At 69.3% G+C, this 22,637-nt stretch carries 20 protein-coding genes; 9 read left to right on the top strand and 11 right to left on the bottom strand.

Annotated features, from left to right (window positions below):
- Positions 1-43: 43 nt before the first annotated feature.
- Positions 44-718, top strand: coding sequence for a cupredoxin domain-containing protein (locus NOV65_RS09345; protein ID WP_257306174.1), 675 nt, complete (start codon positions 44-46; stop codon positions 716-718).
- 1 nt (position 719) lies between these two features.
- Here the strand turns inward: NOV65_RS09345 and NOV65_RS09340 are convergent, their stop codons facing one another.
- A complete protein-coding gene (locus NOV65_RS09340; RefSeq protein ID WP_257306172.1) occupies positions 720-1,778 on the bottom strand; it encodes a hypothetical protein in 1,059 nt (352 codons plus the stop codon).
- Between the two features lie 225 nt (positions 1,779-2,003).
- On the opposite strand from NOV65_RS09340, the gene NOV65_RS09335 reads away from it, so the two are divergent.
- Positions 2,004-3,476, top strand: coding sequence for an aminotransferase-like domain-containing protein (locus tag NOV65_RS09335; RefSeq protein WP_257306170.1), 1,473 nt, complete (start codon positions 2,004-2,006; stop codon positions 3,474-3,476).
- A 16-nt stretch (positions 3,477-3,492) separates the two neighbouring features.
- Positions 3,493-4,536 carry a 16S rRNA (cytosine(1402)-N(4))-methyltransferase RsmH gene (gene rsmH, locus NOV65_RS09330; protein ID WP_257306168.1) on the top strand — a complete coding sequence of 348 codons (1,044 nt, stop codon included), beginning with the start codon at positions 3,493-3,495 and terminating at the stop codon, positions 4,534-4,536.
- A gap of 99 nt (positions 4,537-4,635) precedes the next feature.
- On the opposite strand, the gene NOV65_RS09325 is transcribed toward rsmH, so the two are convergent.
- Positions 4,636-6,171, bottom strand: coding sequence for a M28 family peptidase (locus NOV65_RS09325; RefSeq protein ID WP_257306166.1), 1,536 nt, complete (start codon positions 6,169-6,171; stop codon positions 4,636-4,638).
- A 140-nt stretch (positions 6,172-6,311) separates the two neighbouring features.
- Between NOV65_RS09325 and NOV65_RS09320 the strand changes: the two genes are divergently transcribed.
- On the top strand, positions 6,312-9,581 hold the full coding sequence (locus tag NOV65_RS09320) for a S41 family peptidase (RefSeq protein ID WP_257306163.1): 3,270 nt from the start codon (positions 6,312-6,314) through the stop codon (positions 9,579-9,581).
- A 52-nt stretch (positions 9,582-9,633) separates the two neighbouring features.
- Here NOV65_RS09320 and NOV65_RS09315 read toward each other — a convergent pair whose 3' ends face one another.
- Positions 9,634-10,392, bottom strand: a complete 759-nt coding sequence (locus NOV65_RS09315; protein ID WP_257306162.1) for a dienelactone hydrolase family protein — start codon at positions 10,390-10,392, stop codon at positions 9,634-9,636.
- Between the two features lie 130 nt (positions 10,393-10,522).
- Between NOV65_RS09315 and NOV65_RS09310 the strand changes: the two genes are divergently transcribed.
- A complete protein-coding gene (locus NOV65_RS09310; RefSeq protein ID WP_257306160.1) occupies positions 10,523-12,484 on the top strand; it encodes a sensor domain-containing diguanylate cyclase in 1,962 nt (653 codons plus the stop codon).
- Here the strand turns inward: NOV65_RS09310 and dut are convergent.
- Positions 12,463-12,918, bottom strand: coding sequence for a dUTP diphosphatase (gene dut, locus NOV65_RS09305; RefSeq protein ID WP_257306158.1), 456 nt, complete (start codon positions 12,916-12,918; stop codon positions 12,463-12,465). The genes NOV65_RS09310 and dut overlap by 22 nt on opposite strands.
- Positions 12,919-13,068: 150 nt before the next feature.
- Between dut and NOV65_RS09300 the strand changes: the two genes are divergently transcribed.
- Positions 13,069-14,202 carry a hypothetical protein gene (locus NOV65_RS09300; RefSeq protein WP_257306156.1) on the top strand — a complete coding sequence of 378 codons (1,134 nt, stop codon included), beginning with the start codon at positions 13,069-13,071 and terminating at the stop codon, positions 14,200-14,202.
- Positions 14,203-14,345: 143 nt separating this feature from the next.
- The gene (locus NOV65_RS09295) at positions 14,346-14,900 is read left to right on the top strand and encodes a metal-dependent hydrolase (protein WP_257306154.1); all 555 of its coding nucleotides are present in this window, start codon (positions 14,346-14,348) and stop codon (positions 14,898-14,900) included.
- A 21-nt stretch (positions 14,901-14,921) separates the two neighbouring features.
- Here the strand turns inward: NOV65_RS09295 and rlmN are convergent, their stop codons facing one another.
- Genes rlmN through NOV65_RS09270 form a run of 5 tightly spaced genes read right to left on the bottom strand, consistent with a single transcriptional unit; the run spans position 14,922 to position 18,287 of the window.
- On the bottom strand, positions 14,922-15,998 hold the full coding sequence (gene rlmN / locus NOV65_RS09290) for a 23S rRNA (adenine(2503)-C(2))-methyltransferase RlmN (protein ID WP_257306152.1): 1,077 nt from the start codon (positions 15,996-15,998) through the stop codon (positions 14,922-14,924).
- 57 nt (positions 15,999-16,055) lie between these two features.
- On the bottom strand, positions 16,056-16,943 hold the full coding sequence (locus tag NOV65_RS09285) for a DMT family transporter (RefSeq protein WP_257306150.1): 888 nt from the start codon (positions 16,941-16,943) through the stop codon (positions 16,056-16,058).
- Positions 16,940-17,368, bottom strand: a complete 429-nt coding sequence (locus NOV65_RS09280) for a hypothetical protein (RefSeq protein WP_257306148.1) — start codon at positions 17,366-17,368, stop codon at positions 16,940-16,942. The genes NOV65_RS09285 and NOV65_RS09280 overlap by 4 nt, the downstream gene beginning before the upstream one ends.
- Positions 17,368-17,829, bottom strand: coding sequence for a GNAT family N-acetyltransferase (locus NOV65_RS09275; protein WP_257306146.1), 462 nt, complete (start codon positions 17,827-17,829; stop codon positions 17,368-17,370). Before NOV65_RS09275 ends, NOV65_RS09280 begins: the two co-directional genes overlap by 1 nt.
- Positions 17,826-18,287 carry a carboxymuconolactone decarboxylase family protein gene (locus tag NOV65_RS09270; RefSeq protein WP_257306145.1) on the bottom strand — a complete coding sequence of 154 codons (462 nt, stop codon included), beginning with the start codon at positions 18,285-18,287 and terminating at the stop codon, positions 17,826-17,828. The genes NOV65_RS09275 and NOV65_RS09270 overlap by 4 nt, the downstream gene beginning before the upstream one ends.
- Before the next feature lie 85 nt (positions 18,288-18,372).
- Here NOV65_RS09270 and pdxR point away from each other — a divergent pair, with 85 nt between their 5' ends.
- Positions 18,373-19,815: a MocR-like pyridoxine biosynthesis transcription factor PdxR gene (gene pdxR / locus NOV65_RS09260; protein WP_306672078.1), complete on the top strand. Its 1,443-nt coding sequence runs from the start codon at positions 18,373-18,375 to the stop codon at positions 19,813-19,815.
- On the opposite strand, the gene NOV65_RS09255 is transcribed toward pdxR, so the two are convergent.
- Both NOV65_RS09255 and NOV65_RS09250 read right to left on the bottom strand, forming a co-directional pair.
- Positions 19,812-21,080: a M16 family metallopeptidase gene (locus NOV65_RS09255; RefSeq protein ID WP_257306143.1), complete on the bottom strand. Its 1,269-nt coding sequence runs from the start codon at positions 21,078-21,080 to the stop codon at positions 19,812-19,814. The genes pdxR and NOV65_RS09255 overlap by 4 nt on opposite strands.
- A 38-nt stretch (positions 21,081-21,118) precedes the next feature.
- Positions 21,119-21,427, bottom strand: coding sequence for an ArsR/SmtB family transcription factor (locus NOV65_RS09250; RefSeq protein WP_257306141.1), 309 nt, complete (start codon positions 21,425-21,427; stop codon positions 21,119-21,121).
- 132 nt (positions 21,428-21,559) lie between these two features.
- On the opposite strand from NOV65_RS09250, the gene NOV65_RS09245 reads away from it, so the two are divergent.
- Positions 21,560-22,546 carry a quinone oxidoreductase family protein gene (locus tag NOV65_RS09245; protein ID WP_257306139.1) on the top strand — a complete coding sequence of 329 codons (987 nt, stop codon included), beginning with the start codon at positions 21,560-21,562 and terminating at the stop codon, positions 22,544-22,546.
- The last annotated feature ends 91 nt before the right edge of the window (positions 22,547-22,637 follow it).

Here is a 22,637-nt window from a genome sequence, read left to right as displayed (position 1 = left end):
GGTCGGTGGCTATACTGGCTCGAATCTACCCTGGATGTCCCGCATGATTCGAGTCCCCGCGAACGGCCTGCCGGTACTGGTCCTGGCCGTCCCCCTGCTGGCGGGTGGTCTCCAGGGGCCCGTGCGGCTGCACGAGAAGGACGGCCGGCTCCGCGCCTCCCTGAAGGACTGCGTGGCCATCCTGGAACCCATCGACGCGACCCTGCCGCCTCCGGGACCTTCGAAACCCGTGTCCATCCGGACCGTGGGGAAGCAGTTCCACCCCCGGGTCTCCCTCGCCACCCCAGGGACCGAGGTGGCCTTCCCGAACCTCGACCACATCCTCCACAACGTGTTCAGCGTGACCGAGGGCAACCGCTTCGACACGGGGCAGTACCAGCCGGGAGACGCACCGAAGGTGAAAGTGGTCCGGCCGGGCCTGGTGAAGCTCTACTGCAATGTGCATCACCAGATGAATGCCTTCCTGTGGGTGGTGGCAACGCCTTTCGCGCAGGTGCTGGACGGGCGGTCCGGCCTGGCCTTCGACGAGGTGCCCCCGGGTACCTACCGGCTCCGCCTCTGGCATCCCGAATCCGGCGAAAAGACCTGGACGGTGAAGATCGAGGCCGGGGTGTCCCGAGGCGCCTGGGATCTCAACCTCTCGTTGCCGGCCCTGGAACCGCACAAGAACAAGTTCGGCAGGGACTACGCACCACCGGCCGACGACCGCGCCTACTGAATCAGAACCGCTTCTGGAGGACCAGCATCGTCCGGGTGACCGATTCATCGGCGCCATCGGTCCGCTGACGGAGGTACACGAGGGTGACGAGCCAGCGGCGGGGAAGCGGCACGGCCAGGTCGAAGCGGGGCCCCCGCGCCTTCCGGTAGAACCACCATTCATCCCCGTTCACCGGGTAGAGGGTGCCCGTGGAGGACAGCCGCTGCCAGGTGAAGGCCAGCTGGGGCCAGTAGATCCGCAGGCGGCTCCCCACGGCGGCCTGCACCTCCTCCGCCGTTTCGCCGGTCTCGCGGTTCCTCGAACCGGACCAGCCCGCCTCGATGGGGAGCGTGGCATGCCAGGTGCCAGAGGCCCCGGCCGTATCGACAGTCAGGTGCTGGCGCTCCGTCGGATTGTGACCCGGCAGGGGGCGGAGCCGCTCGTCACCGGGGTTCCAGGACAGCCCCCACCGCCCGGCATGGGCGCTCCAGGACCAGGGGCCCGTGTCCAGCTTGAGGACCACCTGCCCGGCCGCGAGATCCACCTCCCCGCCCAGGAGGTTCCGTACCCTTCCGGCCTGGGCCCGGACGCCCGCCTCCTGGAGCAAGCCCGCTTCGTCGCGCACCCCGAACCGCCCTCCGGCCCCCAGGAAGCGGAGGTCCCGGTCCCACAGAGCCTGGGACGCCAGCAGCCCGTTCTCCTGGAACCCGAGGCTCAGGGACCCGAAGGCCCGCTCCGACAGCCACGAGAAGGTCCCCCGGGCCACATCCACCTGGGTTCCGTTGGATGGCTGCTGGTCCCACCGAGGGGCGTTGAACTGGTTCCCGTCCGAACCCAGGGCTGACCGCGTTCCGGCTTCCAGGCGCAGGTGCCCGGATTCCCAGGCCCAGCGCAGGCGGAGCTGGAGGTCCACGCGCTTGAAGGAATCCGAGACATAGCCCGGATCCGAGAGACGATCACCCCGCAGCGTCAACTCCCACGCCGGTTGCCATGACCCAGGCGCCGCCGGGGCAAAGGGGGCGGCCTCCTGGCCGAAGGCGAGAACGGCAACCAGTGGGAATGTCCAGCGACGGATCGGCATGATCATCCGGAGAGCCTGCGGTTTCGTGGATGGTAGCCCATTGTCCGGGAGACCGAAGGGGGTTGATGCCGTACCGGAGGGTTCCGGATTCCGAAATCGGATCTGGTGCCGGGTGGCCCGGGCCCCAACCTGGGCTGTGGACTTTCCCGGCCGCCTTGACGGGATCTGTCCGCAGCCAGATTCTGACCCAGCAACCACCTTCCAACCCGAGCCATGGAGTTCCATTTGGGTACCTGGGATCTCGCCATCGCACTGGATCGATCCCTTCCGGAACCCCTGTACCTCCAGCTGGTGAAGGCCATCGAGGAGGGCGTTCGGCACGGACGCTTCAAGCCGGGGGAGGCCCTGCCCGGGACCCGAGCCATGGCGGACCTCCTCGGCGTGAACCGCAACACGACGCTGACCGCCTACCGGGAACTCGAAGCGGAGGGCTGGATCGAAGTCGCCCCGGACCGGGGCACGTTCATCGCCCGGAAACAGCCTGTCGTGCTGGATGTCCCCACGGGGATCACGGCCCAGGACTCGGCCTCCTGGAAACGGGCCACCCCCCGGAGCGGCCCCTTCTTCCAGCCCGGGCTCGCCGCGCCGGAATCCTTCCAGCTGATCCCGGACACCACGGACCTGAGGCTCACCCCCACGGACGCCATCCACCGGGCCTATGGCCGGGTACTGCGGCTGCACCCGGAGCGCCTGCTCCAGCCGGGCTGGGATCCGCGGGGCCTCCTGGACCTCCGGAACTCGCTCTGCAAGATGCTGCGCGACCTGCGCGGCCTCTCCGTCGAGGCGGGCAACCTGCTGCTCACCCGGGGCTTGATGAGCACGCTCAACCTCGTCTCCCGGGTCCTCTTCGCCCCGGGCGACGCGGTGGCAGTGGAGAACCCGGGACAGTTCCGGGTGGCCGAGGCCTTCCGGGCCGCTGGCGCGCGGCTCTTCCCGGTCCCCGTGGACGCGCATGGGCTGGATGTGGAGGCCCTCGAGCTCCTCCTGCGTCGGGAACCCATCCGCCTCCTCTACCTGACCGCCGGTCCCCAGCAACCCACCCAGGTGAACCTCGACCCCGCCCGGCGCCAGCGGCTGCTCCAGCTCTCCCAGGCCCACGGGTTCCGCATCCTGGAGGGCGACCCTGCCCTGGGCTTCCACCGCGAGCGCAACCCCCACCTGCCGCTGGCCAGCGAGGATCCCCTCGGCCGCGTGCTCTACTTCAGCAGCTTCGAGCAGATCCTGGCCCCGGGCCTCCAGGTGGGCTTCCTGGCCGGTGAGGCCAGCCTCATCAAGGCCCTGGCCCAGCAGCGGCAGCTGGTGGACTGGCCCGGCAACCTCGTGCAGGAGGCCACCATCGAGGAGACGCTGCGGGACGGCGAGATCGTCCGCCACCTGCGGCGCGTCCGGAAGCTCACGGACGAGCGGCGGGAGACCATGGTCGACCGGCTCCTCCTGCACCTCCACCCGGCGCTCTCCGTGAAGAACCCACGGGAGGGGCTCTCCCTCTGGGCCGGCGTGGCCGAAGCGGTGCCGCTCGAGGCCTGGACCGAGCGCTGCCTCGCCCACGGCGTCGTCTTCTACCCCGGCAGCCTGTACGACCTGAACCGGCAACCGCTCGCCCACGTGAGCCTGGGCTTCGCCGCTCATACTGTCGAGGAGCAGAACGAAGCGTGCCGCCGGATGGCCCTGGCCCTGAAGGAGGTCACGACCCGTTGACGGGTACCATGGCCTCATGACTGGACACGACGATCAGGCCCCAGGCCGGCCCCCGCGCCGCCCCCGCTACAAGGGCAGCCACCCGCGGCGCTTCGATGAGAAGTACAAGGAACTCGCTCCGGAGCGCTACGCCGAGGAGCAGGCCAAGGTGGCGGCCCGAGGCCACACGCCGGCGGGAACCCACCGCTCCATTATGGTCGCGGAGATCCTGGAAGCCCTGGCACCGAAGCCAGGCGAGGTGGCCCTGGACGCCACGCTGGGCTATGGCGGCCACGCTCGGGAACTCCTGCCTCGCCTGCTGCCGGGAGGCCGGCTCATCGGTGTGGATGTGGATCCCCTGGAACTGCCGCGCACCGAGGCGCGCCTGCGGGAGCTGGGGTTCGGGGAGGACGTGTTCACCGCACGACGCATGAACTTCGCGGGCCTGCCGCGCCTGCGGGCCGAGGTGGGCCCCTTCGACGTGGTGCTGGCGGACCTGGGCGTGTCCTCCATGCAGATCGATAATCCGGCTCGGGGCTTCACCTGGAAGGTCGAAGGCCCGCTGGACCTGCGCCTCAACCCCCAGCGCGGCCGCTCCGCCGCGGACCTGCTGGCCACGCTGGATGCGCCGGCGCTGGCGGAGTTGCTGATGGAGAACGCCGACGAACCCCACGCCGAGGCCATCGCCCGCGAGGTGGTGGGCCAGCCGATCCGCACCACGCGCGACCTGGCGGATCGCGTACGCACCGCCCTGCATTCCGGGGGATTCGACGAAGATGAAACGAAAAAAGCCCTCCAGCGCACCTTCCAGGCCCTGCGTATCGCCGTGAACGACGAGTTCACGGTGCTGGACCAGTTCCTCGCCCTGCTGCCCGGCTGCCTGAACCCCGGTGGCCGCGTGGCCATCCTCACTTTCCACTCCGGCGAGGACCGCCGCGTGAAAAAGGCCTTCCTCCAGGGCCTCCGCGAGGGAACGTACACGGCCATCGCCCCCGAGCCCATCCGCGCCTCGTCGGAGGAGCGCCGCGCCAATCCCCGCTCCACCAGCGCCAAGCTGCGCTGGGCGGTGCGGGGTCTCTGACATGAAGGGGGGACCGCCCGCTCGCCGAAGCTCGCTCTGCGTCCCCCCTTTGACCCCCACGCGATGTCCGGGCAGAGCCCGGCCACCGCGTCTGATCCCTCAGCGCTCGGTCCCAGCCAGCCGGCCCAGCTCCAGCGCGAAGCGCACCTGCTGCATCAGGCCCGCCAGGTTCCAGGCGGGGTCGTAGCGGTCCGAAGGGCGGTGGTAGTGGTTCAGGAAGTCCGAGGCCTTCGCCTGAGCTGCGGCCTTGTCCCCCAGGTAGTCCCAGCCGCCATCCAGCGAGAAGCCCGGCGACAGGGCGGGGACGCCGGCCCGCATGAACGGGAAGTGATCCGACCGGAAGCAGAGCCCCGTGGGGTCGGCCTTGGCGGGCGTGAGCGCCAGGCCCGTGGCCGCCGCCGCCCGGGCACAGAGGGCGCGGGTGGCCGGATCATCCGAGCCCAGCAACCCGATGTCGCGGGTGGGTCCGACCACGTTGAGGCTCTCGAGGTTGATGACCAGCCGGGTCTTCGCCAGCGGCCGCAGGGGCCCGGCCACGTAGGCCGAGGAGCCCAGCAGGCCCTGCTCTTCGGCACAGGGGAAGAGGAACAGCACGCTGCGCGGGAGCAGCCGGGCCGCCAGCGCCTCCGCCAGGGCCAGCACCGCGGCGCAGCCCGTGGCGTTGTCCACGGCGCCGCTGTAGATGGCCCCGTCCGGCCCCTTGCCGAAGTGGTCCCAGTGGGCCGAGTAGATCAGGCATTCGTCGCGGAGGGCGGGATCCGTGCCCGGCAGGACGCCAACCACATTCCACTGCTCCAGGGACCGGACGGCGGAGCGCAGCGTCCCCCGGGCTCGGATGGGCAGCGGCACCGGGCGGAAGCCTGCAGAGTCGGCGCCGGCGCTCAGGGCGCGGAAATCCTGGCCCGCGGCGGCAAAGAGACGGATGGCGAAGGCCTCGGTGATCCAGCCCTGCATGGCGCCGGACTGACCTGAACCTTGCTGCTGGAAGCGCTCGCCGGTCCAGCCGTTCCGGACCACGGTCCACCCATAACCGGCGGAGGCGTCCGTGTGCACCAACAGCGCGCCTGCAGCTCCACGGCGGCGGGCTTCCTCGAACTTGTAGGTCCAGCGCCCCTGATAGTTCTCCGCCTGACAGCAGAGAGGCATGGGCGCGCCGCCCTTGCGGTCGCCCACGAGCATGACCAGGACCTTGCCGCGCACATCCAGCCCCTTGAAGTCGTCTCGGGTACCATCGGGGGTGGCGATGCCATGGCCCACGAAGACCAGGGGGGCGTCCACAGCGAGGGTGGGTTCGGCCCCGGCCACGCCCACCACGAGATCCGCCCCAAGCGCCGCCGCCACGCCGCCCTTCGGCGTCTCAAAGGCGAGACTGCTGGCGGCCGCGTCCAGGTGGACGCCCGATAGCCGTACGGCCTGGCGGTAGCTGGCGCCGTTGGCAGGCTGGAGACCCAGCACCTGGAGCTGGGTCTCCAGATACCGCACGGCCAATTCCCCGCCGCGCTGGCCGGTGCCACGGCCCTCCAGCACATCATCCGCCAGGAAGGCCAGGTGGGCGCGCAGGGCGCCTTCCTCCACCGGGGAGCGCTGGGCCAGCAGACCCGAACAGGCGAGGACGAGGCAAAGGATGGTTCGCACGGCGGCCTCCGGGAGCCACCTTACTTCAGCGAGGGCCCCGGGGCGATCTGTGTTGTCCAACGCAAGTCACCATCGGCCCTCAACCTTCCCGCCCTCTCGTGCGTAAGATGCGTGGACCCCTCAGGAACCCGGAGAGCCGTATGCGCCTGTTGCCCTTCTTCGCCACTGCCCTCGTCGTGGCAGCCTCCGTCAGCGCGACGGCGCAGATCGACGCTCGCCTGATCCGGTACCCCGACGTGTCGGCCACCCAGATCGCGTTCACCTACGCCAACGACCTCTGGCTCGTGCCCAAGACGGGCGGCGTGGCCCAGCGGTTGTCCACCCCCAAGGGCGAGGAGTCCTTCGCCCGCTTCTCGCCCGATGGCAGGGAACTGGCCTTCAGCGGCAACTACGACGGCAACCTGGATGTCTACACACTGCCCGTGGTTGGCGGCATTCCCACGCGGGTCACCCACCACCCCATGGCCGATCGCATGGTGGACTGGACCCCCGACGGCAAGTCCCTGCTCTTCGCCTCGGGCATGGAGTCCGGCAAGGACCGCTTCAACAAGCTCTTCCTCGTGCCCAAGGGCGGCGGCCTGCCCCAGGCCCTGCCCCTGCCCTATGCGGAGTTCGGTGCCCTGTCTCCGGACGGCAAGGTACTGGCCTATCAACCCATCAGCACGGACTTCCGCACCTGGAAGCGCTACCGCGGCGGCATGGCCTCGGAGATCTGGTTCTACGACCTTGAGAAGAAGACCGCCAGCCGCCTCCCCAGCGAGGGCGGTTCCAACGACTCCCAGCCCATGTGGCACGGCGGGAAGCTCTACTTCCTGTCGGACCGCGATGGCGTGAAGCGGGCCAACATCTGGTCCTACGACCTGGCCACCAAGGCCTTCAAGCAGATCACCTTCTTCAAGGACTACGACGCCCACTTCCCGGCCATCGGCCCCGCCGACATCGTGCTCGAGGCCGGGGGCCGGCTGTACCGCATCGAACTCCCCACCGAGAAGCTCGTGGAGGTGAAGGTCGAGGTGGTGACAGACCGGGCCACTCTTAAGCCCCGGACGGAGAACGCCAGCAAGCTCATCAAGAACCCCACTCTGTCGCCCCAGGGCAAGCGTGTGGTCTTCGAGGCTCGCGGCGAGGTCTTCTCCGTGCCCGCTGAAAAGGGCTACGTCATCAACCTCACGCGCACCTCCGACGCCGCGGAGCGCTACCCCGTGCTGTCCCATGACGGGAAGCAGCTGGCCTACTTCAGTGACCGTAGCGGCGAGTACGAGCTGTGCGTGCGGCCCGCGGACGGCTCCGGCCAGGAGCGCCAGGTCACGCACCTGGGCCCCGGCTTCCGCTACCGCATCTCCTGGTCCCCGGATGGCAAGCACGTGGTCTTCGCGGACCAGGCCATGCGCATCAACCTCTGCGATCTGGAGACCGGCAAGGTTCAGGCGGTGGACCGGGGCCTCTACATGTTCGAGGAGCCCCTGGAGGAGTTCCGCGCGAGTTGGTCCCCAGACAGCCGCTGGTTCGCCTATCCCCACGACACCGCCAACCGCAATAGCGTGGTGGCGGTCTACGACACGAAGACCGGCCAGCGCCATGAGCTGACCTCGCCCTTCTACAACGCCGGTGATCCCGTCTTCGACCCCGAAGGCAACTACCTCTTCCTCACCACAGGACAGCAGTTCAGCCCCACCTACAGCGACCTGGACGGTTCCTGGGCCTATGCGGCCACCACCCGCCTCGCGGCCTTCCCCCTGCGCAAGGACGTGGCCTCACCTATGGCTCCCCGCAACGATGCGGATGGCGTGAAGGATGAGAAGAAGGATGCCGGCAACGGCGCCGACAAGAAGGACACAGACAAGAAAGACGCGGACAAGAAGGAAGCCGTCAAACCCGTGGAGATCGATCTCGAGGGGATCGAGGCGCGGATGGTGCTGCTACCGCCCGCCGCCGGCTACTACGCGGACGTGACCGCCACCAAGGGCAAGCTGGTCTACCGCCGCGCCATCCAGCTGAACCCCATGGGCGAAACCAAGAGCACTCTCTACACCTACGATCTGGAGGAGCGAGAGGAGAAGGCTGTGCTGGCGGATGTGGACGGCGCCCTCCTCAGCGGCGACGGCAAGAAGGTGCTGGTGAACCGCAAGCAGGACTATGTCCTGGTGGATCTCAAGCCCGACCAGAAGTTCGAGAAGAAGCTCCCCACCACCGAGCTGATGATGACGGTGGATCCCCAGGCCGAATGGCAGCAGATCTTCAACGATGCCTGGCGCCTGGAGCGCGACCTGTTCTATGACCCGAGCATGCACGGCGTGGACTGGAAGGCCATGAAGGTCCGCTACGGGAAGCTACTCAAGGACTGTGTGACCCGTGAGGATGTGAACTTCGTCATCGGCGAACTCATCTCCGAGCTGAACGCCTCTCACGCCTACCGGGGCGGCGGCGACCAGGAGGTGCCAGCCCGGCTGGGTGTGGGGCTGCTGGGCGCGGATTTCGTCCTGGAAAACGGTGCCTTCCGCATCAAGACCATCCTCCGCGGTGCCGACTGGGATGCCCAGGTCCGGGGCCCTCTGGCCCAGCCGGGCCTCAAGGTGAAGGAGGGCGACTACCTCCTGGCCGTGAACCGCATCCCCCTCGATATCCACACGGATCCCTGGGCAGCCTTTCAGGGGCTGGCGGGCAAGACCGTGCTCCTCACCGTCAACGACAAGCCCTCCCTGGAGGGTGCCCGCGACGTGGCGGTGGATACCGTGGCCAACGACTATCCCCAGCGCTACTGGGCCTGGATCGAGGCCAACCGGAAGTATGTGGAGAAGGTCTCCCACGGCCGCATCGGCTATGTCTACGTGCCCGACACGGGCATTGGCGGGCAGAACGACCTGGTGCGCCAGTTCCGCGGCCAGTGGGACAAGGACGGTCTGATCATCGACGAACGCTTCAACAGCGGCGGCCAGATCCCGGACCGCTTCATCGAGATGCTGGGCCGCAAGACCCTGAACTACTGGGGCGTGCGCGACGGCAAGGACTGGCAGTGGCCCCAGATCGCCCACAATGGCCCCATGGCCATGCTCATCAACGGCTGGAGCGGGTCCGGCGGCGACCTCTTCCCCCACTATTTCCGCCAGGCCGGCCTCGGTCCCCTGATCGGCCGCCGAACCTGGGGCGGGCTCATCGGCATCAGCGGGGCCCCTGCCCTCATCGATGGCGGCAACGTGACCGTCCCCACCTTCGGCATCTACTCGAAGGAGGGGAAGTGGATCGTCGAGGGTCACGGCGTGGACCCCGACATCGAGGTGATCGACGATCCCGCCCTGCTCGCCCAGGGCAAGGATCCCCAGCTGGATCGGGCCATCCAGGAAGTGGAAGCGGCGATCAAGAAGCAGCCTGCCGCCACCCGCAAGCCCGTGTATCCGAACCGCGCCAACTGAGGCTGTTCACACCTGCGCCCCGCGATCGCGGGGCGCAGCCTTGTACGGTTGGCTAGAAGATCTCCTTGAAGAAGTCCTTCATGTGCTGCCAGCTGCGGCGGTGGGCGGCCTCGTTGTAGGCGGCTCCCTTCGAGTTGTCGCTGCCGGCCTCCTTCTGCGTGAAGGCGTGGACGGCGCCCGCGTAGGCCACGAACACATAGTCGGCCTTCGAGGCCCGCATCTCGTCCTGGAAGGCGGCCACGTCCTTGGCGGGCACGAAGGGATCATCCGCACCGTGGCAGACCAGCACCTTGGCGGTGATGGGACCGGGCTGGAAGCCCGTCGGCACGTCCAGACCACCATGGAAGGACACCACGCCCTTCACGGGCAGACCCGCCCGGGCCGCTTCCAGCGCACCTGTGCCGCCGAAGCAGAAGCCGATGACCGCCACGCGGGTACCGTCCACGCCCTTCTGGGCCTTCAGGGCCTCCAGGGCGGCGGCGATGCGGCGCCGGTAGAGGGCCCGATCACCCTTGTACTGACCCGCCAGCTTGCCGGCCTCGACCGTGTTCGCGGGGTGCACCCCTTCGCCATAGATATCCGCCGCCAAGGCCACATAACCCAGCTTGGCCAGGTCGTCCGAGACCTTGCGTTCGTGGTCTGTGAGCCCCATCCACTGGTGGATCACCACCACACCGGGCACCTTGCCCTTGGTGGCCGCGGGCTTGGCCAGGTAGCCGGCGAGCTTCGTGGCGCCGTCCGCATAGGCCAGCGGCTGGCCGGCCAGCAGCGGGAGGGTGGCCAGGGAGAGGGCGAGGGCGGCGCGTCGCATGAGACCTCCGGGATGGAGGGTGATCCTATAGCTGTTCAAACCAGAATTCCAGGGTGGAGGGCTCCGACCCGACAAGAAGGGTGAGCGACCGTGGTCCCGATCCCCGAGTCGACCCATCAGGAACCTGGTCATGTCGATCCACCTCCATCCGGACGTCGAAGCTGAAGCTAAGCGGCGGATGACAGTCCAAATATTCAAGAACGCGACCTTCACTTGGGGTGCGCACCTGGCCACCGCCGGGCTGCTGGCCTGGGTGAACGTGACCCAGGGCACCCCGGCAAGGATGGCCTTGGCCTGGTGGGGGCTCGTCGCGATGGCGACGACGGCCCGCTACGCGCTGGCCCGCCTCTTCACCACGACAGTTCCGGATGCCGGTCACGCCATGGCCTGGCGCCGTCGGTACGTGCTGGCCACGGCCTTCGTCTCCGCGGCCTGGGGCGTCGGCGCCGTCCCCTTCGTGTGGTACGGCAGCGAGGAGGCACGGATGTTCACCGGGCTCGTGCTGGCCGGAATCGTGGCTGGCTCCGTGCCCATCCTGGTGGCCGTCCCGGCCGCCCTCCGCGCCTTCGTGGTGCTGACTGGCGTGCCCATGGCGGTGGCGATTCTGCTCCGGGCCCATTCCGGCCTCCAGTGGGCCTTCGGGTTCATGTGCCTCCTCCTCCTGGGCTACATCCTCGCGGGTACCAAGCACCTGCACGAGATGCTCGGCGACTCGATCCGGCTGGGCCTGCAGCAGGGACGCGTCGCTGAGACCCTCGAGCGGGCCCAGGCCACGACGGAACAGGCCCTCGCTCAGCGAAAGGAGCTGCAAGAGGCGATGCGCCGGGAGCGCGATTTCGCGGAAGGGCTGATCGATACGGCCCAGGCCATCGTCATCGTCCTCGGTCCCGAGGGGCGGATCCTCCGCTTCAATCGCTTCATGGAGGAACTCTCGGGCTACGCCCAGTCGGAGCTCCAGAATGCCGACTGGTTCGCCATCTTCCCGCCGGAGGCGGAGCGGAACGAGGCGCGAGAGCGCTTCCTGAAGGCGATTGCCGGAGGCCGGGGCACCGCGAACACCAGTGAGATCATCGCCCGGGACGGGCGCTGGATCCTGGTGGAGTGGCACGACAAGCCCCTGAGGGACGCCGACGGGACCATCATCGGCTTGCTGGCCCTGGGCCAGGATGTCACCGAGCGGGAGAGGCTGGCCGAGTCCCAGCGCCTCCTCTCCGCCGCGGTCGAACAGAGCATCGCCTCCATTGTCATCACCGATACTCACGCCGACATCCAGTTCGTCAATGCGGGCTTCACCCGGTCCACGGGCTACACGCTGGCGGAGGTGCTCGGCCGGAATCCCCGCATCCTCAAATCCGGCCACACCCCCCGGAAGACCTTCGAGGACATGTGGGCCGCCCTCAACCAGGGTCTCCCCTGGGAAGGGGAACTGATCAACCGGAAGAAGAACGGCGACGAGTATTGGGAGTTGGCCCGCATCTCTCCCGTCGTGGATGCCGGCGGCCGGACGACGCACTACTTAGCCGTCAAGGAGGACATCACCCAGCGCAAGGCCATGGAGGCGGAGCTGCAGCGCCTGGCCACCACAGATCCCCTCACGGGCGTGGCCAACCGCCGCCGCTTCCTCCAGGAGATGGATATGGAGCTGGCCCGCCATAAGCGCTTCAGCAAGCCCGCGGCCTTCCTGCTGCTAGACCTGGACCACTTCAAGCAGGTGAACGACACCCATGGCCACGCCGCCGGGGACCTCGCGCTCAGGCACCTCGCGGACCTGGCCCGGATGCGGCTGCGGCGGCTGGACCTCTTCGGCCGCCTAGGCGGGGAGGAGTTCGGCATCCTGCTCCCGGGCACGGACGAGGCTGGTGCCATGGCCTTCGCCGAGCACTTCCGGCACCAGCTGGCACACACGCCGGTCCAATCCGGCCAGGGGCCCATCACCTTGACCGCGAGCATCGGCCTGACCACCTTCGATCCGGACGATGTCGCTCCAGACGGCATCCTGGCCAGGGCCGATGCCGCCCTTTACAGCGCCAAGGAGGGCGGGAGGAACCGGGTTGTGTCCAATCCACCCTCTCAGCGTCCCGTACTGCCGTAACCGCCGTCGCCGCGCCCGGTATCGCCCAGGGCCTCGACACTGGGCTCGGGGAGCCAGGTCCAGCTCTCCACCGGGGCCACCAGGAGCTGGGCGATGCGCTCGCCGCGGCGCAGTTCGAAGGGGGCCTCGCCGTGGTTGATGAGCAGCACCTGCACCTCGCCGCGGTAGTCGGCGTCGATGGTGCCGGGCGCGTTCAGCACCGTGAGGCCGTGACGCAGGGCCAGGCCCGAACGGGGTCGCACCTGCCCCTCGAAGCCCTGGGGGATGGCCAGCACCAGGCCCGTGGGCACCAGCCGCCGCTGGCCCGGGGCGATCTCCCACCGATCGCCCTCAGGAATTGCGGCCCGCAAGTCCATGCCCGCCGCGTGGGCCGTGGCCGCCACCGGAAGGTCGAGGCCGAGGCCGTGGGGGAGTTGATGGATGGGAATGCGCATGTAAAACGATCCACTCCAGGACGGGCGGGCGCAAAGAGAAATCACGCCCCTCCTTGATCGGAGCCAGGTTCCTTGGCTGGATCCAGCCGCCTGAATACACTCGAAGGGATGTCCCGGGCGTCCTGGACTGTCCTTGCTCGGGAGGGGGTCATGGTCTTTGCCGGCCGCCGGTGGTTCTCGTCCATGCTCCTGGTGGCCTCGCTCTCGACGGTCTTCACGGCCTGCAAGCGTGAGGATCCGCAAATCCTCGCCCTGACGGCGAAGGCGTCCCAGGCCGACGAGGCCGCGCAGCAGCTCCGGCAGGCCTGGAGCGAGCAGTTCCGGAGGCTCGGCCTGGCCGGGGTCGGGGACCTCCGGTTCGCGGCCGATCCCCTACTGCTGACCGAGGACCAGAAGAAGGCCCTCGAGGCGCGGATCCGGATCGAGAAGGACACCTCCCGCCAGGGCCTGCTCCGGGAGATCCTGGAGAAGGATGCAGAGCTCCGGACCCTCAACGACCATCTGGTGGATCTCAAGGCCGCCTTGCCTGCGCCGGAGATCGCAAGGCCCAATGACAGCCACTACGGACTGGCGCTGCGGTTCCTCAAGAGTCACGGGCACTCGGACGCAGAGGCCAGAAAGGCCCTGAGCCGCGTGATCCTCTCGGAGCGCCTCGCCCCGGGCTTCGAGGTCTACCACTTCTACGTCAATGGCGATTACGGCACCTGGGTCTCCCAGGGCACCGCCCCGATCACCCCCCGCAGCCTCGCCCGGCAGAATCCGAATCCCCTCATCGGCGAGCGCGACCAGGCCGTGGCCGTCGGCCGCCGACTCCAGCGGGAACTGCGGATCCTGGAGAGCCAGAAGCAGGGCATCGAACAGGAGATCGCCGCCATCCAGGCGGAGCGGGCACTCGTCCTGGAAGGGCAGGCCCGCCTCCAGTCCGAGAATGCCGAGCAGCTCGCCCGGCTGAACTCCCTGCACTACCTCGTCGGCGTGCAGGACACGCTGGAGCAGGAGGGGATCATCGAAGTCCCCCTGTTCGGCAAGAACCAGTCGGGCCGCAGCTGGCGGGACGCGGCCTTCACCCAGAACCTGGATCTCCGGTCCGACCGCACCCTCCTCATCCGGGCCCAGGATCTCGGCCTGCGGCAGATCAGCAGAGTGAGCGTCGTCCCCGGGTCCTACACCCAGAATGAACACTACCGCCTGTCCATCAGCAGCGATCGGCAGACCGCCAGGGTGGAACTGCTCTCTCTGCCCCGTTTCAAGAACGACAAGGTGGTGTTCGCCGTCGCGGAGTGACCGTCGGCTGGGATATCATGGCCGTTTGCGCGTTCTGCTGATCAGTCATCAGGTCCCGGGGCGGGATTCAGTCGAACCACCTGCGAGCGTGTCGGGTCCCCTCAGATCTGGGCCTGTTCCGGCTCTGACCTTTTGGATCCCCCATGTCCTCCCTCCTCGGCCACGCCCTCGCGGGCCTCACCATCAGCGCGGCCTTCACCAAGGGCCGGCCCCCCCGCCGGACCTGGGCCTTCGCCGTGGCCTGCGCGCTGGCACCGGACCTGGACTGGTTCACGGGATTCCTCCCGCTCCTGGATGGCACCAGCCTCTCCCACCGGGGGATGAGCCACTCCCTGATCGCCGCCGTACTCATCGCCACCGGAGCCATGCTGATCGGTTTCCGGTCCGAGCTCCGCAACCCGCGTCATTGGGCCTGCCTCCTTTCCGCGGCCTTCTCCCATGGCCTGCTGGATGCCTGCACCTTCGGCGGGACGGGCGTGGCCTTCCTGCTGCCGTTCTCCAAGGCGCGGTTCGTCTGCGTCTGGCAGCCCATCTTCGTGTCGCCGATCCCCCTCTCCGGGAAGCTCCTCGACTGGCTGCTGTTCTCCCTGGGCACCGAGGTCGTGTGGATCGGGATCCCGGCCCTGCTGGTGCTCAGCGCGCCCTGGGCCTTCCAGTGGCTCCGCCTGCTGCGGAAACGATCCGAAGAGACACCCTGACCGGTCTCCAGCTCCGGGGAATCACCTCCCCTTCACCAGCTGCCCGCAGGCCCCCTGCACATCGCGCCCCCTGCTGCGGCGGACGGTGACGAAGCAGCCGCGCGCCTTCAGCCACTCGGCGAACTGCTGCACGCGGTCCTCGCCGGGCTCGCGGAAGGCACTGGCGGCGTGCTCGTTCATGGGGATGAGGTTCAGGTTGTGGCCGCTGCGCAGGTCGCCCAGCCAGTCCGCCAGACGCTGGGCGTCGGCCTCGGTGTCGTTCTCGCCGGCGATGAGCACGTACTCGAAGCAGAACTTCTCGCCGCGCTTGGGGCCCCAGTCGTCCAGGGCCTTCCGCAGCCGCGCCAGGTTCCACACGCGGTTCACGGGCATGGTGCGGCCGCGCGCCTCGTCCGTGGTGGCGTTGAGGCTCAACGCCAGCAAGGGCCGTGGCTCGAGCTTCGCCAGCTTCTCGATGCCGCTCACCAGGCCCGAGGTGCTCACGGTGATGCGGTTCTTCCCCAGGCCCAGGCCCGCCGGGTGGCACATGAGGCGGATGGCGCGGTGCAGGTGGTCGAGGTTGTGCAGGGGCTCGCCCATGCCCATGAACACCAGCGTCAGCTCATGCCCGCGATCCGGCCCCAGATCCGCCATGAGGGCCAGCACCTGGCCCAGGATCTCGCCGGGCTGGAGGTTGCGCAGGATGCCCATGCTGCCCGTGGCGCAGAAGGTGCAGCCCATGGCGCAGCCCACCTGGCTGGAGATGCAGTAGGTCACGCGGGGGTTTCGCACCTTGCGCGGCATGTGGACGGCTTCGATGCGCTTGCCGTCCGTCAGCTCCAGGGCCAGCTTGGTGGAACCGTCCGACGAGGGCTGGCGTTCCGCGAGGCGCGGGAGGCGCAGATCCGCCACACCCTCCAGCCAGCGGCGGATGCCGGAGCCCAGGTCGGGCGCGCCGTCCTTCCAGGTCCAGGGCCGGTGGAGGCGCTTGAACGTCTCCAGGGCGCTGCCGGGGCAGCCCAGCGCCGCCAGGTCCTCCGGAAACAGCGACCAGGCCGAGGGCAGGCCCTCTCGCTCGGGGGCGGGGCGGTCCCAGGGCATGGGCGAGGCGTTCGTCATGCCTCCAGTCTATCGGCCCGGCCAGTCGCTCAGGCCTGGGCGCTCAGGCCCGAGCTCTCAGGCCCGGGCCAGGCGGGGTCGGGCCCCGGCGGGCAGCACGAGGAGGTTGCCCGCCAGGCAGAAGGCCGCGCCCAGGGCCAGGCCCCAGTGCCACCGCAGGCCCTCCACGGCCGTGGAGAGGGCCAGGGCCACCACGGGGATGGCGACCATGGCGTAGCCCGCCCGGCCCGCCCCGATGCGGCCCACGAGCGTGAGGTAGGCACCGAAGGCCAGGATCGACCCGAACACGGCCAGGAAGGCCAGGGAGCCCAGGTAGTGGAGCGAGGCGTCGAAGGTGAAGGGCCGGCCCGCCAGCGCGCAGTAGAGGGCCACGAAAGCCGCGCCGTAGGCCATGCTCACCGCGTTGCCCTGCATGACCGGGATGCCGTGCCGCTGGTTGCGCTGGGAGACGAGGTTGCTGAGGCTGGCGGCCACGGTGCCGCCCAGGGCTAGGCCCAGCCCCGCGCGGAGGGACCCGGTACCGAAGCCCACACCCGGCAGGCACACTAGGCCCACCCCGGCGATGCCCAGCGCCACCCCCGCGAGGGCCTTCCGCGCCACCGGCGTCCCGAAGAAGACCCGCGCGCCGAGGAGGTTGAGGATCGCCAGCAGGGAAAAGATCACCGCCATGAGGCCCGAGGGGATCCGTTGCTCCGCGAGGTAGACGCAGACGTAGTTGAGCCCGAACATCAGGGCGCCCTGGAGGGCCAGCCAGCCGTGCTCCCGCCGCGTGAACCGCAGCTTCAGCCCCCGCAGGAGGCACCAGGCCGCCAGCAGGAAGGCGGCGAGACCGAAGCGGTAGACCACGGAGACTTCAGGAGCCACCCGCCCGTACTGGAAGGTGATGGCGATCCAGGTGGACCCCCAGATCAGCACGGACACGAGGTAGAGGGACAGGTCGTTCATGGAGCCTCGGGATCGGGGTGGCACGCCAGGAGCAGCGCCGCTGCGGACGCGGAGAAGACAGAGTAGTCGAGGGGTTCCTTCGGGCCGAAGGAGACCGCCATGGCGACCCCGAAGACCGCCAGGAGGGCCGCGCTGGCCAAGGCCACGCCCCGGGCGGCCCGGCCCCGCAGCGGCAGGAGCAGCGCGAGGCCCAGGCCGCATTCCGCGACGGTGGCCGCCCAGGCCAGGAAGGGGATCGTGCGGGCCGGCATGAAGCTGTTCACCTGGGCCGTGTACTTCATGAAGTTGGCGAAGGTGCCGTAGCCCCGGCCCGCGCCCCACCACCCGAACCGGGAGGCGATGCCCGAGAGGAAGGCCGCGCCCAGGGCCCACCTTGCATAGCGGAGGGCCCAGCGATCGAAGGTGCGCGAAGCGGGGCCGGTCATCAGGCCTTCTCCGCCAGGTCTGCGTGCTCGGCCTGGTAGGCCTCGTAGGAGGTGGGAGTCCAGCCCGCGCGGTTCATCTTCCAGCCGTTCTCGATCTTCTCCCAGCCCACGTGGGCGTAGTAGTCCCGGGCCAGCGGCGCGGCCTGGAGCACCCACTGGATGCCCTCGCCCAGGCCCACCGCCAGGTCCAGCAGCTGACGCCCCACGCCCGCCTTCTGGAAGGCCGGATGCACGGCGAGGTCGCAGACATAGCCATCCCAGACGAAGTCCGTCCAGCCGCGCAGGAGGCCCACGAGGCGATCCCCGTCGTAGGCGGAGATCACCACGTTCGAGTCCTCGAACATGCGGCGGATGCGCTCGGGGTCGTGGATGGGCCGACGCAGGGGCGCGGCGGCGTAGAGGGCGCGGATGGCGTCCACCGGCGGAGTCCGGTCCAGGCGGTAGGTCAGGCGGGCGCTCATGCGGACACCTCTGTCTTGTCGGGGGGCAGGTCGGGCTGCAGGCCCACGCCCAGGCGGTTCCAGGCGTTGATGAGGGCAATGGCGTAGGTGAGGTCCACCAGCTCCTGCTCGGTGAAGTGCTCGCGGGTGGCCGCGTACAGAGCGTCGTCCACCTTGTGGCGGCCCAGTTCCGTCAGCGCCTCGGTCCAGGCCAGGGCGGCCCGCTCCCGGGCGGTGAACAGGGGCGCCTCGCGCCAGGCGGCCAGGACGTTCAGGCGCCGCTGGGACTCGCCGCCCTCGAGGGCCGCGGTGGCGTGCATGTCCATGCAGTAGGCGCAGCCGTTCAGCTGGGAGGCCCGCACTTCGAGGAGGTGCAGCAGGCCGTGGTCCAGCCCCGAGGCGCTGACGTGCCGGACGACCTGGAGCAGGCCCTGGAAGCCCTTGGGGGCGAGTTCGGGGTGGGGTTTCGAGGTGCGCATGAAGCCTCCGGGGCCGGGTGGCCAGCTCCAGGATCGGGCGATATGGCACATTGAAAAGATCCATTTTTGTCATTACAACTAGACCATGCGCCCCTGGACCTTCCCCGTCACCCTGCAATCCGGCACCGCCCGCGAACCGATATTCCAGCAGATCGCCCAGGCCATCAGAGGTGATATCCGCCGTGGCCGTCTGCGGCCGGGAGACCCCCTGCCCGGTTCCCGCAGCTTGGCCATGACCCTGGAGGTCCACCGGAACACGGTGCTGGCCGCCTACCGGGAACTGGAAGCCGAGGGGTGGACCGTGGCGGAGCAACGCACCACGCGCGTGGCCCGGGATCTGCCCCAGTCCCCCTCCGGCCCGCGGGCCGACCCGATGGGCCGCCCGGGCTATGACCTCCCGGGCCCGGGCCCCCGCCGAAGCCTCCGGGAGCCGGGCCTCCTGGCCTTCGGCGGCGGATTGCCGGACCTCCGCCTGGTGCCCACGGACCTCCTGGCCCGGGCCTACCGGCGAGCGCTCGGCAGCCGCGAACTGCTGGGCTATGGGGACGCCCGCGGCGAGGCGCGACTGCGGTCCGCCCTGGCCCGGCTGCTGTCGGAGATGCGCGGTCTGGCCGTGTCCGAGGATCGCCTGATGCTCACGGGCGGCAGCCAGGGGGCCCTGGATCTCGTGGCCCGCACCTTGATCCGGCCCGGAGACCGGGTGGCGGTGGAGGATCCCGGCTACCCCGCGGCCTGGGCCACCTTGCGGGCCGCGGGCGCGGAGCTGGTGCCGGTGCCGGTGGACGAGACGGGCATGCGGATCGAGACGCTGGCGAGACACCTGGCAGATGGCCCCCTCCGCGCCATCTACCTCACGCCCCACCACCAGTTCCCCACCACCGTGACCATGGGTGCCGCCCGCCGGCTGCGCCTCCTGGAACTGGCGGCCCACCACCGGATCGCCCTCCTGGAGGACGACTACGACAACGAGTTCCACTTTGAAGGCCGCCCCGTGCTGCCGCTGGCTGGAGAGGACCCCGCCGGCGTGGTGATCTACCTGGGCACCCTGTCGAAGATCCTCGCGCCCGGACTCCGCCTGGGCTTCGTGGCCGGGCCCCGGGCCCTGGTGGAGGCCCTGGCCGCCCGCCGGGAGACGGCGGATGGCCAGGGGGACCATCTCCTTCAGCGGGCGACCGCGGAACTCCTGGAGGACGGCCTCCTCCAGCGCCACGCGCGCAAGATGCGGCGGATCTACCAGACCCGCCGCGAGACCCTGGCCGCAGCCCTGCGCCGGCACCTGGGCGGGGCCGCGGCCTTCGACCTCCCGGCGGGTGGGATGAGCCTGTGGCTGCGGGTGGATCCCTCGATCGATGTGGAGGCCTGGGCGGTGTCGGCGCGGAAGGGAGGCGTGGGCATGACCACTGGCCGCGCCTTCGACTTCCAGGACCGGCCCCGGCCCAACCTCCGGCTCGGCTTCTCCGCCCTGGACGAGCGGGAACTGGAAGAGGCCGTGCGGCGGCTTGCCCGGGCCCTGCCCAAGTCGCTCTAGGCCACCAGGTCTTTCGGACGGATCTCGCCGCCCTTCCGGGTGCCGAGGGCACTGAGCCCCAACTGGGCCGGGTCGAGCAGATCCCGGGCCACCCGGAGCAGGTCCTCCGACGTCACCGCCTCGATCTCGGCCATCTGCTGGTCGAGGCTGTACAGCTCGCCCTGGTGGATGGCCTGGTGGGCCAGGCTGAACATGCGGCTGCTGCTGCTCTCTTGGCTGAACACGAGGCCGGTGCGGGCCTGGAGCTTGGCACGCTCCAGCTCGTCGGCCTCCACGCCGGCCTCACGGACCCGGGCGCATTCCACCATGGTGCGCTGCACCAGCTCGCGGAGCTGGGCAGGGGCGCAGCTGGCGCTGATCTGGAGGGCGCCGGTGTCGGCGTAGGGACTGAGGTAGCTGCCCACCTGGTAGCAGAGGCCCCGGCGCTCCCGCAGCTCCATGAAGAGCCGGGAAGCCATGCCCCCACCCAGCACGTAGCTGAGCAGATGCGCCGCGGCGCGATCCGGCGAGCGGTGATCCGGCGCGGGGAACCCCATCACCAGGTTGGCCTGCTGGAGGTCCTTCCGGGGCACGTTCAACAGGAAGGGCTGAGTGCGGGCCGGCCGATTGGGGGCGTGGTCCGTCCCCTTGGGCAGGCGCTCCAGGATGGGCCTCAGCAGGTCGAGGAAGGGGCCCTGCTCGATGGCGCCGGCGGCCGCCACCACCAGGTTCGGCGCGCGATAGGTGTGATCGAAGAAGGCGCGCGCCTCGGTGGGCCCATAGGTCGAGACCTGATCCCGGCGGCCCAGGATGGGATGGGCCAGGGGCGTGCCCTCCCAGAAGCCGCCGTAGAAGAGCTCGCTCACCCAGTCGTCCGCCTGGTCTTCGCTCTGGGCGATCTCCTCGAGGATGACACCGCGCTCCCGGGACAGTTCCTCGGCATCGAAACGCGGCGAGGTGACCAGCTCCCCCAGCAGGTGGATCAGCTCCGGCAACTGGTCCGCCAGCACCTTGCCGTAGAAGCACGCCACTTCCTTGCCCGTGAAGGCATCCAGGTGGCCGCCGAGGCGGTCCGTCGCCGCGGCCACCTCATCCGGGGTGGGGTAGGCCTCGGTGCCCTTGAAGACCGTGTGCTCCAGGAAGTGGGCCAGGCCCTCCTCCATCGGCCCCTCGTGGCGCGAACCCCGGCGCACCCAGAACCCCACCGAGCAGCTCCGCACATGCGGCAGCGGCTCGATGAGGATCTCGGTGCCTTCGGGAGTGAGAGTACGGAAGGGTTCGGCCATCCCTCCAGTCTATCGCCCCAAGGTCTCCGGCCCGCCGTTCAGCTTTGGCCGGAAGCCTTGAGAACCGCCTTCAGCAGACCAGGAAAGCGGGCTTCCAGATCCTGCTTCCGCAGGCTGTTGTAGCGGTGGACGCCTTCCACCCGCGTGTGGATGAGCCCAGCCTCCCTCAGAACCTTGAAGTGGTGACTCAGAGTGGCCTTGGTGGTGGGCAGGCCGAAGGTGCCGCAGGCCAGCTCCCCCTCCCCCGCCAACCGGCGCACGACTTCCATCCGTGTGGGATCGCTGAGCGCATAGAGCACCGCGGAGAGATCGAGCTGATTCCGCTCGGGATGGTGGGGGGTTCGCATGGACCCAGGGTGTTCCCGGGCTGGGTTGAGTGTCAAATAGTTTGATTGTTATCTAACTTTTTGTATTGACCGGCACCCTGCTCCGGAGCTACAAACACACTGTTAGGCAACAATCAAACAATAGGGGATCCCATGAACCACCACATCCAGTTCAGCGTCACTGGCGGCCCCGAAGTGCTCCAGTGGATGGAGGGCCCCCTGCCCGAGCCCGGTCCCGGCGAAGTCCGGGTGCGCCATACCGCCATCGGCGTGAACTACATCGATGTCTATCACCGAAGCGGAGCCTACCCCGTGCCCCTGCCCGCCGTTCCCGGTTTCGAGGCCGCCGGGGTGGTGGAGGCCCTGGGGCCGGGCGTGAGCGGGCTATCGGCTGGCCAGCGGGTTGCCTATGTGGATGGCCCCGCGGGGGCCTATTCGGAACGCCGAAACCACCCCGCGGAACGCTTGGTCCCCCTGCCGGAGACCCTGTCCGACGAAGCGGCGGCGGCCTTGCTGTTCAAGGGCCTGACCGCCCACATGCTGGTCCGGCGGGTGTGGCGCCCCGAAGCGAGCCCCTGGGTGCTGGTGCATGCGGCGGCCGGGGGGGTGGGGCTGATCCTGACCCGGTGGCTTGCCCGCGAAGGTGGCAGGGTCATCGGCGTGGTGAGCAGCGCCGAGAAGGCCGCCATGGTCCGGGAGGAGGGCGCCGAGGCCACCATCGTGGTGCCGCGGGGCGCCGCCTACGACCAGGTCCCCGACGAAACCCGCCGGATCACGGGCGGTCCGGGCGTGAACACGGTGTTCGATTCGGTGGGCCGGGACACCCTCGAAGCCTCCTTGGCCAGCCTGGCCCCCTTCGGCCTCCTGGCCTCCTTCGGCCGGAGCAGCGGCCCCCTGCCATCCGTGGATCCCGCGGACCTGGGAAGGCGAGGCTCTCTCGCCCTCCAGCGGCCCAGCATCTTCCACCACATCTCCGATCCGGCGGCCCTGCGCGCCGCGGCGGCGGAGGTGTTCGCCGCCCACGCACAGGGAAAGCTGAAGGCCCACATCCACGACACCCTGCCGCTGCGCGAGGCGGCCCGGGCCCACGCACTGCTGGAATCCCGGACGACTCAGGGCGCGCTGGTACTCATCCCCTGACACCAAGGTTCGTTCAGCTTGATAGGAAGAACATTCCCCGCCAGGGCGGTGATCTTTTAAGCAACATCGTACCGTTCCTGCGTTCCGGCCG

This window comes from Geothrix campi (assembly GCF_024609265.1).
Taxonomy (GTDB): domain Bacteria; phylum Acidobacteriota; class Holophagae; order Holophagales; family Holophagaceae; genus Geothrix; species Geothrix campi.
This window is presented reverse-complemented; position numbering and strand designations above follow the sequence as displayed.